Annotated in this window: 8 protein-coding genes; 3 read left to right on the top strand and 5 right to left on the bottom strand. The window is 33.3% G+C overall.

Annotation, left to right across the window (positions count from 1 at the left end; translation table 11 throughout):
- Positions 1 to 48: 48 nt before the first annotated feature.
- On the bottom strand, positions 49 to 894 hold the full coding sequence (locus FJOH_RS13300; protein ID WP_012024629.1) for an NAD(P)H-hydrate dehydratase: 846 nt from the start codon (positions 892 to 894) through the stop codon (positions 49 to 51).
- 330 nt (positions 895 to 1,224) lie between these two features.
- Here FJOH_RS13300 and gcvT point away from each other — a divergent pair, with 330 nt between their 5' ends.
- The 3 genes from gcvT (at position 1,225) to FJOH_RS13285 (ending at position 5,398) form a co-directional block, all read left to right on the top strand.
- Complete coding sequence (gcvT, locus tag FJOH_RS13295) at positions 1,225 to 2,307, top strand: glycine cleavage system aminomethyltransferase GcvT (protein WP_012024628.1); 1,083 nt, start codon at positions 1,225 to 1,227, stop codon at positions 2,305 to 2,307.
- Between the two features lie 209 nt (positions 2,308 to 2,516).
- Entirely contained in the window at positions 2,517 to 4,547 is a 2,031-nt protein-coding gene (locus FJOH_RS13290; RefSeq protein WP_012024627.1) for a S41 family peptidase, read from the top strand.
- Positions 4,548 to 4,684: 137 nt separating this feature from the next.
- The gene (locus FJOH_RS13285; RefSeq protein WP_012024626.1) at positions 4,685 to 5,398 is read left to right on the top strand and encodes a YebC/PmpR family DNA-binding transcriptional regulator; all 714 of its coding nucleotides are present in this window, start codon (positions 4,685 to 4,687) and stop codon (positions 5,396 to 5,398) included.
- Positions 5,399 to 5,667: 269 nt separating this feature from the next.
- Here FJOH_RS13285 and FJOH_RS13280 read toward each other — a convergent pair whose 3' ends face one another.
- The 4 genes from FJOH_RS13280 to FJOH_RS13265 all read right to left on the bottom strand — a co-directional run bounded on the left by FJOH_RS13280 (position 5,668) and on the right by FJOH_RS13265 (position 11,370).
- Positions 5,668 to 6,561, bottom strand: coding sequence for a LamG domain-containing protein (locus FJOH_RS13280; protein ID WP_012024625.1), 894 nt, complete (start codon positions 6,559 to 6,561; stop codon positions 5,668 to 5,670).
- Positions 6,562 to 6,905: 344 nt separating this feature from the next.
- Positions 6,906 to 7,826, bottom strand: a complete 921-nt coding sequence (locus tag FJOH_RS13275; RefSeq protein WP_012024624.1) for a LamG domain-containing protein — start codon at positions 7,824 to 7,826, stop codon at positions 6,906 to 6,908.
- A 372-nt stretch (positions 7,827 to 8,198) separates the two neighbouring features.
- On the bottom strand, positions 8,199 to 9,239 hold the full coding sequence (locus FJOH_RS13270) for a PLP-dependent cysteine synthase family protein (RefSeq protein WP_012024623.1): 1,041 nt from the start codon (positions 9,237 to 9,239) through the stop codon (positions 8,199 to 8,201).
- Between the two features lie 70 nt (positions 9,240 to 9,309).
- Positions 9,310 to 11,370, bottom strand: coding sequence for a S9 family peptidase (locus FJOH_RS13265; RefSeq protein WP_012024622.1), 2,061 nt, complete (start codon positions 11,368 to 11,370; stop codon positions 9,310 to 9,312).
- Between the last annotated feature and the right edge of the window lie 95 nt (positions 11,371 to 11,465).

Below are 11,465 nucleotides of genomic sequence, written 5' to 3'. Positions count from 1 at the left end.
TTGCGAACCTTGCGTTCCCGATAGCTATCGGGATTGCGTACTTTGCGGTTAAACTAAACTCAAAAACGCTTTTCCAAGATATTTAATAATGGTAGAAGCCGTAAAAGACTCATAACCTGTTTTGGGTAAAGCTAAATCAGCTGTTAATCCATGAAGATAAACTCCTAATTTTGAAGCGTATTTAGGTTCATAACCTTGCGCTAAAAGACTGGTGAGGATTCCGGTTAAGACATCGCCGCTTCCTGCTGTTGCAAGTGCCGCGTTTCCGGTTGTATTTTCGTAGACTGAAGTTCTGTTTATAATGAATGTTGGTGCGCCTTTCATGACAACAATGATTTTATATTTTTCTGAAAAGGCGATTGTTTTTTGAAATTTTTCAGCTTCAGAATTCCATTTGCCTATCAGGCGTTCTAATTCTTTTGGATGAGGTGTTACTATTGTGTCTTCGGGAACTAATTCTAACCAGGATTGGTTTTCTGCTAAAATATTCAATGCGTCTGCATCTATAACTAATGGCGCTTTGTTGATTCTTAAAAATTCGAATAAAGCTTTTTGTGTTCCGAGTTCTTTTCCTATTCCGGGTCCAATTCCAACAGCCTGCGGCTGTAATGGTAAATGAATACTGGTTATAAAATTGGTATTTTCGTCTGTCACAGTCATCACTTCTGGAATGGAAATTTGAAGGATTTGATAACCGCATTTTGGTATAAAAGTCGTTACGAGTCCGCAGCCAGATTTTAAGCAGGATTTTGAGGCCAGAACTCCTGCTCCAATTTTGCCATAACTTCCGGCAATAATCACGGCATGTCCTTGAATTCCCTTATGTGTGTGCGGATTTACGGGTTTATAAATCTTTACAATTTCTTCTTTGTTGATTAAAAACGGAGACTTCATTTGATGGCTTTTTATTTTAAACACATAGAATCATAGTTTTTTCTTTGCGGATAAAGGCGTTTCACTTGTTTAATAAACATAGCTAAACTTGAAAAAGTATGACTTTATATATATTAAAGTTACATAAAAAATCGAAAGCATAAACGTTACTTTCTAACGGTCACCCCTAGCCCTGATAGCAGCGGCATCCTTTTTGTTTTTTCTTTAAAAACAAAAAGATATAGCGGATAGCAGGAAATAGCTCCTAATTATTGCGAAATTTATAATTTAAGGCATTCTAATTAGATATTTTTTGAATAGATTTGCAAAACAATTTTATAAAACAACACAATGAAAAATACTGCGCTTACGCACATACATGAGAGTCTGGGAGCGAAAATGCTGCCTTTTGCAGGTTATAACATGCCTATTACATACGAAGGTGTAAATGCTGAACATGAAACGGTTCGTAATGGTGTGGGAGTTTTTGATGTTTCGCACATGGGAGAATTTTTGCTGACTGGTCCTAATGCATTGGCATTGATTCAAAAAGTAACTTCAAATGATGCTTCGACGTTGACAATTGGAAGAGCGCAATATTCTTGTCTGCCAAATAATGAAGGCGGAATCGTTGACGATTTGATTATTTATAAAATGAAAGAAGAGCAGTATTTGCTAGTTGTAAATGCTTCGAATATTGAAAAAGACTGGAACTGGATTTCTTCTTATAATGATTTGGGAGTTGAAATGAGAAATCTTTCTGATGACTATTCTTTATTGGCAATTCAGGGACCAAAAGCAGTTGAAGCTATGCAGGCTTTAACTTCTGTAGACTTGTCTGCAATTACGTATTACCATTTTGAGGTAGGCGATTTTGCCGGAATCGAACATGTAATTATTTCTGCTACAGGTTATACTGGTTCTGGCGGATTTGAAATTTACTGTAAAAACAACGAAGTAGAACAAATCTGGAATAAAGTTTTTGAAGCTGGAGCTGCTTACGGAATCAAACCTATTGGTCTTGCGGCACGTGACACTTTGCGTCTTGAAATGGGATTCTGTTTATACGGAAATGATATTAACGATACTACTTCTCCACTTGAAGCTGGTCTAGGATGGATTACTAAATTCACCAAAGATTTTACAAACTCTGAAGCTCTTAAAAAACAAAAAGAAGCTGGTGTTGCCAGAAAATTAATTGCTTTTGAAATGCAGGAGCGTGCGGTGCCAAGACACGATTATGAAATTGTAGACGGTGAAGGAAATGTTATAGGAATTGTAACTTCTGGAACTATGTCGCCTTCTATGAATAAAGGGATTGGTTTAGGATATGTAACGGTGGCAAACAGTGCTGTTGACAGCGATATTTTTATTAGAATCAGAAAAAATGATGTTCCTGCTAAAGTGGTAAAATTACCTTTTTACAAGAAATAATTTTTTAAACATATAATTTTCATAATGCATTACAAGTCAAATTGTAATGCATTTTTTTATGGCAGATTAATTCATTTTAAAGTTAATTCTTTACATATTTCAATCATTAAAGTTTAGATCGAGTATTTATCTGTAAGATTTTTTAGAAATAATATAAAATCGTATCACAAAATTAGCGTAACTTTAATGTAGATATTGACATCAAACTTATGAGAAAATTTTCGCCGCTGTTTTTACTGATTACCTCTTTCCTATTTAGTCAAAATAGCGCGGAGACATGCGAAATACTGAACAAAATAAATGCAGTTATCCAAACTGAACATCTAAGACCAAAACCTGTAGATGACAGCTTGTCTGTTTTTGTTTTTGATAATTTAATCAACGAATTAGATCCGTCCCGAAACATTTTCTTTAAAAGTGAATATGACGAATTAGCTGCTAAATATCGTTTAAATATTGACGATTTAATACTTGAAAATGACTGCAGTTTTTTGACTGATATTACGGCAAAGTATATAAATGGATTAATAAGAACAAAGGAAGTTCTCGAAAAGATTCAGTCGACCGCTTTTGATTATACGAAGAAAGATACTATTCGATTTTATAAAAAATCATTCGCTTTTTACCTTAAAAAAGAAGATCTGGAAAAAGTATGGCGTAAAAAACTCCGCTATCAAATCCTGGATGATATAGCCGAAGTAAGTAACAATTTAGATTCCATAAAAACCAACTTTAATTCGATTGAAGCAAAATCCAGAAAACTGATTTTGTCAAATGAAATATGCCGTATAAGCACGCTTTTGGAAACTAAAACAAAACAAGACGAAAATCTGTATAATTTCTTTTGCACTTATTTTGATCCGCATACAGCTTATTTTAGCAATGATTCTAAATCGAGTTTTGTAGCGTCATTATCAAAAGAACATTTATCTTTAGGAATGACCGTTAATTTAAACGAAAAAAATGAAATTATTGTACACGAAATTGACCCAAATGGTCCAGCTTACCAAACAGGATTGATAAAAAAAGGAGATCAGATTATTTCGGTTTCTAACCATAAAGAAACGCTTCAGGTATCGTGTGCTTCATTAGAATCTATTTCTACAATGATTATGTCTGAAGCTAATAAAAGCCTTACGCTTACGCTGAAAAGAAACTCAGGCAAAAACTTTGACGTGCATATTGAAAAGCAAGTTATGAAAGACGAAGAAAATTCGGTTTTCAGTTTTATAATAGGTAAAGAAAGTAAAATAGGTTACATAAAAATTCCGAGTTTTTATGCTGATTTAGATGGAAACAGCCGTAAAGGCTGCGCCGATGATGTAGCACGCGAAGTTATTAAACTCGAAAGAGATAATATTAAAGGTCTCGTTATTGATTTAATTGATAATGGCGGTGGTTCTATGGAAGAGGCTATAAAACTGGCCGGAATGTTTATTGATTACGGGCCTCTTTCGATAGTAGTCGATCATACTAAAGAAAAATCAGTAATAAACGATCCATACAAAGGTCTAATTTACAGAGGTCCAATTGTGGTTTTGGTAAATAGCAACACGGCTTCGGCAAGTGAATTCTTTTCTTCTATCATGCAGGATTACAATAGAGCGCTTTTACTTGGAAGCAGTACGCTTGGAAAAGCTACCATGCAGACGATTCTTTCGCTGGACGAAACTAAAAATACAGATTTCTTAAAAATTACAATCAATAAGTTTTATCGCGTTACTGGAAAAAGTCATCAATATATTGGCGTTACTCCAGATGTTGTTCTTCCGGAATTTTATGAAGATGTTTATCAAAAAGAAAGTGATTTTCCTACTGCTATTAAAAATGACAGTATTGAATCTGTTCTAAAATACCGCCCTTATGTAAAACGCAGCCTGATTGATAAAATAGCTAAAAACAGTACTTTGAGGCTAGCTGACAATTATTATTTTAACGGAATTAAAAAAATCAATCAAAAAATAGATCAGCTGGTTAATACTCCAAAAGCAGAAATTCCGATGACTTTAGATGCTGTTTTTAAACAGAAAAAAGTTGTGAATTCACTTTGGACTGAGATTAACACTTTTAATGACGAGAACAATCCGCTGGATGTTTACAACTCTTCTGTAAATCAGCTTTTATTAGGCGTTTATCCAAACGACAAAACAATCAACCAATATCAAATGGATAATTTGAAAACAAATCCTTATCTAAACGAAGCCGTAAATATTATTAATGAGTTTAACGGTTCGAAGTAAGCTCTTTTTTTCAAGTTTGAGGTTTCAAGTTAAAAACTGAGACTGCAAACCTGAAACAAATAGAAAAAACTTAAATTTTGATTTTGGATAAATAAGGAATAACCTTTATTTTTGCAACACAAAACTAAAAATTAGAAATGGGAAGAGCGTTCGAATTTAGAAAAGGAAGAAAAATGAAACGTTGGTCTGCAATGGCCAAAACATTTACCAGAATTGGTAAAGACATCGTTATGGCTGTTAAAGAAGGCGGTCCTAACCCTGACGCCAATTCTAGATTAAGAGCTGTTATACAAAACGCGAAAGCAGCCAACATGCCAAAAGACAATGTTGAGCGTGCAATAAAAAATGCAAGTAACAAAGATACTGCAAACTATAAAGAGATTTTATTTGAAGGATATGCTCCTCATGGAATTGCTATTTTGATCGAAACTGCATCTGATAACAATAACAGAACAGTAGCAAACATTAGAAGCTATTTTAATAAATGCAACGGTACAATGGGAACTCAGGGTTCTGTTGAATTTATGTTCGATCATACTTGTAATTTCAGAATTGCAAAAGATGGCATCGATGCTGAAGAATTAGAACTTGAATTAATTGATTTTGGTGCCGAAGAAGTTTTTGAAGACGAAGATGGAATCTTGATCTACGCTCCTTTTGGAAGTTTTGGTGCTTTACAAAAAGAATTAGAAAACAGAGGTCTTGAAATTTTATCTTCTGGTTTTGAGCGCATTCCTCAAATCACAAAAGAATTAACAGAAGCCCAAATCGCTGATGTTGAAAAATTAATCGAAAAAATCGAAGAAGATGATGACGTTATGAACGTTTATCATACTATGAAAGAAGAATAGTTTTTTCTGAAAATACATTATTAAAGCTCCGGATTTTTCTGGAGCTTTTTTTGTTTTAGCACGCTTTGGCTTTTTTAAATCAAATAAAAAATTATATTTGCTAATCTCAGCAATAAACTTAACTAAATATAATTTTATGCAAACCTCAAAAATCACACGATACGCTGTAATATTACTAGTAGTTCTATTTATAGTAATCAGCGTAATCAGCTAGAAAAACAAAAGCCTTCTGAATTTCAGAAGGCTTTTTTATATATAAAAATTACCAATTACTTTTTTGGAGCGCCATTTGTCACTTTAATCAAATAAGTACCTTCTGGTAAATCGGTGATATTAGAAGCGTTAATTCCTGGAATTTGTTTGCCTTGTGAGAAAACCTCAACATTTTTACTCATTTTATAAGATTCAACCGGAGGAGCAGCACTTGAAGACAATGAGGTCTTAGCAGGCAGAATAGTTACTTTTCTTGCAGTAGAAATTGGTGCAGTTTCAGTTACCGCAGGAACCGGCTTTGAACTGTTATACGATTCCATAACCTGTTCATCTGTCATTGCTACAGTATATAATTTTAAATCATCAATATCAGCGTTAATACTTGTCGATGTATTCAGTTTTCCGATATTTAAAATATAACCTTTTGTAGCACGCGAAATTCCTTCAGCAGTTTTTATTAATACTCCGTTACGATATACTTTTGAAACATTTCCGTCATAGGTAATACTATAAAAATACCAAGTATCTTTTGCAAGCGGAACAGAAGCCACAACATTACCTGCATCTCCCCAGCCTATCAGGCTTACATCTGAATTTCCTCCTGCCGCTGTTTGCTGTGACAAACCAAAATACTGTCCGTTTACTGCTGTACCATAACCTAAAACATAATTAGGCAGTGTTATGGTATTAAATTTAACCCAAACAGAAATTGTTCTTGGTTTATTAGCTTGCGGAAGATCGCCAACTACAGCCTGAAATGCTTTATTATTTAATCGTAAAGCTCCGTTTGCCACACCCAGCCTGTCTGGAGCAAAAGTTGGCGAGCCTAAAAACGAAATAGAATTGTCAGCACTATTTAAATTTCCATTAAAATTAAATTCCTGAACGGGATTCTGAGCGTTCACGCTTAAAAAACTCACAAACAAGAAAGTGAGTAATGTTTTTTTCATATGCAAAAAGAGATTATATGGTATATTTTATATGTTTTTCAATAATATAAGTCACAGTAAAAGCCTTCTGCTTCTTAAAATATTAATTATATTTTTACAAATTTTGTTAAAACTATAATTTTAATTCAACATCACCAAGCAATTCTTACACACAAATATAGAATTCTCACAAAAATAAAAACACACCTTTTTCTGAATCATTTTAACGAAGCATGAAGTTATTTGAATACTCAAAAATCAAAAAGCCTCCTGAAATTCCAGAAGGCTTTTTTCGTATTCCAAAACCTGATTGCTGCTAAAAAATATAAAAAAACTAACTAACTATTTAAAATTAAAGTAATGCCTTATTTCGAAGTAATTTTCTTGCCTGGTGTATTTGTTATTTTCAACAGATAAGTTCCTTCCGGAAGATCGCTCATAGTAATTGAACTATTATTCCCCAGTACCTTCTGCCCTTGTGAAAACACTTCGATATTTTTTGAACCCGCATTTAAATCAGCAGCTGCAATTATTGAACCTGATCCTGCTGATTTAATATTGGTTTTAGTTTTTGCTATTCCCTTTACTGCTTTTGCTGTAGTTGTTGTTTCTGAAATCGCCGGAATAAGTGGTTTTGAGCTATTATAAGACTCCAAAACCTGATCATCTGTCAAAGCAATATTATAAATCTTTAAATCGTCTATATCAGCATTGATTCCTACCAATGTATTGATTTCTCCTAATCTAAATATATTTCCGTTTGTAGAACGCTTTAAACCGCTTATATACTTCAACAATTCTCCATTTCTATACATTTTGGAAACAGTTCCATCAAATGTTATCGTGTATTGGTACCAAATTCCTTTTGCTAATGGAGTCGAAACAATAACATCATTACTTGCTCCCCATCCTGCCAGACTTAAATCTGAGTTTGATGATGTTGTACCTTGCTGCAATAAGCCAAAATACTGTGCATTATAAGCCGAGCCGTAACCCCAAATATAATTTGCCGAAGCAATATCATTAAATTTAACCCAAATACTTATTGTTCTTGCTGTATTAGCCTGAGGCAGATTATCTATTACAGCTTCTAACGCTTTATTGTTTAGTCTTTGGGCTTTTCCCACAGCTCCAGTCCTATCAGCAACAAAATCATTTGTCCCCATGAAAGAAGTTGTATTAGAGGTATTATTTAAAGTTCCATTGAAATTAAACTCCTGAATTGGATTTTGAGCATCAACATTCAAATAACTTACAAACAGCAACGAGAGTAGTATTTTTTTCATGATAATAGATTTAAAGGGTTAAAACTAAGTGTGTTAATTTTACACCCGCTAATCTATGTTAATATGCTGTTCGTCGAAAATTTCTTCGTTAAGTAACCTAAAAAATCGTTAAAACAACCAAATTTGATGATTTTGACTCTAAATCAGATTGTTATACTTTAGGATTTTTTATTAAAATTATAATTTTATTTCAATCAAAAACATTATTTCCTACGTATTAATACTGTATTTCTAAATAAATACCAATATTTAACATTTGCAAAAAACAAGATTTCTCCACAAAAGATACAATTTAGACAATAAAATAAATATGATTAATAAAAAAAACTCCATTCTTGGCGAATGGAGTTTTAAATATATTTAAGATAAATCTTATTTTACAAATTCAATTTTTTGAGCTTCTTCTTCATTAACACTATCAAAGAAACCTTGTTCATTCATCCAGTCGTCGCTGAATACTTTACTCATGTAGCGTGAACCATGATCAGGGAAAATCGCTATAATATTACTGTCTTTTGTAAACTCACCTTCTTCTGCATATTGTTTAATCGCCTGCATTACTGCTCCAGATGTATAACCAACAAATAAACCTTCTTTACGAGTGATTTCTCTTGCTGAGTGTGCACTTTCTTCATCGGTCACTTTCATGAATTTATCGATGATATCGAAATCTGTAGCTGATGGAATTAAATTTTTACCTAAACCTTCTATACGATATGGGTAAATTTCTTTGCTGTCAAACTCTCTTGTTTCATGATATTTTTTCAATACTGATCCAAAAGCATCAACACCTAAGATTCTAATATTCGGATTTTGCTCTTTTAAGAATTTCGCCGTTCCTGAAATTGTTCCTCCGGTTCCGCTGCAAGCAATAAGATGTGTAATTTTTCCTTTTGTTTGTTCCCAGATTTCGGGACCTGTAGTGTTGTAGTGGGCATCAATATTTAGCTGGTTGAAATATTGATTAATGTAAACTGAACCTTTTGTTTCCTCGTGTAAACGTTTTGCTACATTATAATAAGATCTTTCATCATCTGCAGAAACGTGGGCCGGACAGACATACACTTTTGCTCCTAAACTTCGCAGCATGTCAATTTTGTCCTTAGATGATTTTGAACTTACAGCCAGAATACAATTATACCCTTTTATTATACTTACCATCGCTAAGCTGAAACCTGTATTACCAGATGTTGTCTCAATTATGGTGTCGCCTGGTGATAATATTCCTTTTCTTTCGGCTTCTTCAATAATATATAACGCTATTCTATCTTTTGAGGAATGACCTGGATTAAAAGCTTCTACCTTTGCGTAGAAATTTCCTTCTAACTCTTCGGTGATTTTATTTAGTTTAATAAGTGGGGTGTTACCTATTAACTCTAAAACATTATTATAAGCGTTTATTTCTTCTTTCATAAAAAAATAGTTAATCGAAGGTATTTTTAAATAACCTTGATAGGTTGCAAATTTAACAAAAAATTTCTAATTAGCTTTTAATTTTTTCTAAATCTAATAAAAAACTAAATTCTTTTGCTAAGTCTTTTAAAGCCTCAAAACGTCCTGAAGCCCCGCCATGTCCGGCATCCATATTAGTATCTAAAAACAATTGATTATTATTTGTTTTTAAAATTCTCAATTTGGCCACCCATTTAGCTGGCTCCCAATATTGTACCTGCGAATCATGTAATCCTGTAGACACATACATATTAGGATAATTTTGCGCTTTTACATTGTCGTAAGGTGAATACGACAACATATAATCATAATACTTTTTATTATTTGGGTTTCCCCATTCGTCATATTCTCCTGTTGTAAGCGGAATACTGTCATCCAGCATTGTTGTAATAACATCTACAAAAGGTACCTGAGCAATAACGCCGTTGTATAATTCTGGTGCTTCATTTACAATAACACCCATTAAAAGTCCTCCTGCAGATCCACCTTCAGCATAAAGATGTTCTGGCGAAGTATATTTCTCGTCTATTACAAATTTAGAGCAATCGATGAAATCTGTAAAGGTATTTTTCTTTTTTAACAGTTTTCCATCCTCATACCATTGTCTTCCTAAGTCCTCTCCTCCTCTAATATGCGCGATTGCATAAACAAATCCGCGGTCTAATAAAGAAAGTCTAGTTGATGAGAAATAAGTATCCATTGTAATTCCGTATGAACCGTAAGCATAAAGAAGTAACGGATTTTTACCGTTTTTCTGTAACCCTTTTCGGTAAATCATCGAAATTGGCACTTTTACGCCATCTCTGGCAGTTGCCCAAACACGTTCTTCTACATAATTTTCTTTATCAAATTTTCCGCCTAAAACCTGCTGCTCTTTTAAGATCTCTTTGGTTTTAGTTTTCATATTAAAATCAATTACCGAAGAAGGTGTTGCCAGCGACTGATAACTGTAACGCAGAATATCGGTATCAAAATCAATATTTGTAGTAGTGAAAGCACTATAAGTTTCACTTCCAAATGGCAGATAATAATCTGGTTCGTCATTCCAGGGCATAATTCTAATATGGTTTAAACCATTAGAACGCTCCTCTACCACTAAATAGTTTTTAAAGATCTCAATATCTTCTAATAAAACATCTTCTCTATGCGGAATCACATCAACCCAATTTTTTTTGCCTGTTTTATTTTCAGGCGTTTTCATCAGCTTAAAATTGGTCGCTTTATCTTTATTCGTTAAGATATAAAATGAATCTTCGTAATGAGAAATACTGTATTCTAAACCGCGTACACGAGGCTGAAATACCTCAAACTCTCCATCTGGATTATCAGAATTCAGAATTCTATATTCAGTCGTTAAAGTACTTCCTGAACTAATTACAATATATTTTCTTGATTTTTCTTTGTTTACCGAAACATTAAAAGTATCGTCGGTTTCATTATAAACCAAAACGTCAGAAGCTGAATCTGTATTTAATTTATGTCTGAAAATTTTATCAGCTCTTAAAGTAACTTCGTCCTGTTTGGTATAAAAAATAGTGTTGTTATCATTGGCCCAAACTGATCCTCCTGTAGCATTTTCGATTTTATCTGCCAGAATTTCTCCTGTTTCGAGGTTTTTAATTTGAATTGTATAAATTCTTCTTCCTACAATATCGGTTCCAAAAGTCGCAAATTTGTTATCCGGACTTATGCTTAAACCTCCTAATTTAAAATACGCGTGGCCTTTTGCTAATTCATTGCAATTAAAAAGAATTTCTTCATCTGCCGAAAGGCTTCCTTTTTTTCTGGCGAAAATAGGGTAATCCTGTCCCGTTTCAAATCGTGTAATGTAGAAATAACCGTTGTAGAAATAAGGAACAGACGAATCGTCTTCTTTAATTCTTCCTTTCATTTCCTCATATAAAGATTCTTGTAAACCTTTTGTATGAGCGGTCGATTTTTGGTAGTATTCGTTTTCTTTATTCAGATAATCGATAACTTCTGGATTTTCTCTGTCATTCAGCCAAAAATAATTATCGATTCTTGTTTCTTTATGTTTCTTTAATGATTTTGGAATTTCTTTAGCCTTTGGAGCCAGTATATCGTTCTGCATTGATTTAATTAAGCATTAGGTTTTTAATTCGGAGACGCAAAAATACTACAATCACATATAGAACGAAATTAAATTTTTCATAAAATATTCTATTG

Origin of the sequence: Flavobacterium johnsoniae UW101, from assembly GCF_000016645.1 — a bacterium.
Classification (GTDB): Bacteria; Bacteroidota; Bacteroidia; order Flavobacteriales; family Flavobacteriaceae; genus Flavobacterium; species Flavobacterium johnsoniae.
Note: the sequence above shows the minus strand (reverse complement) of the source record. Positions and strands in the feature narration are given on the sequence as shown.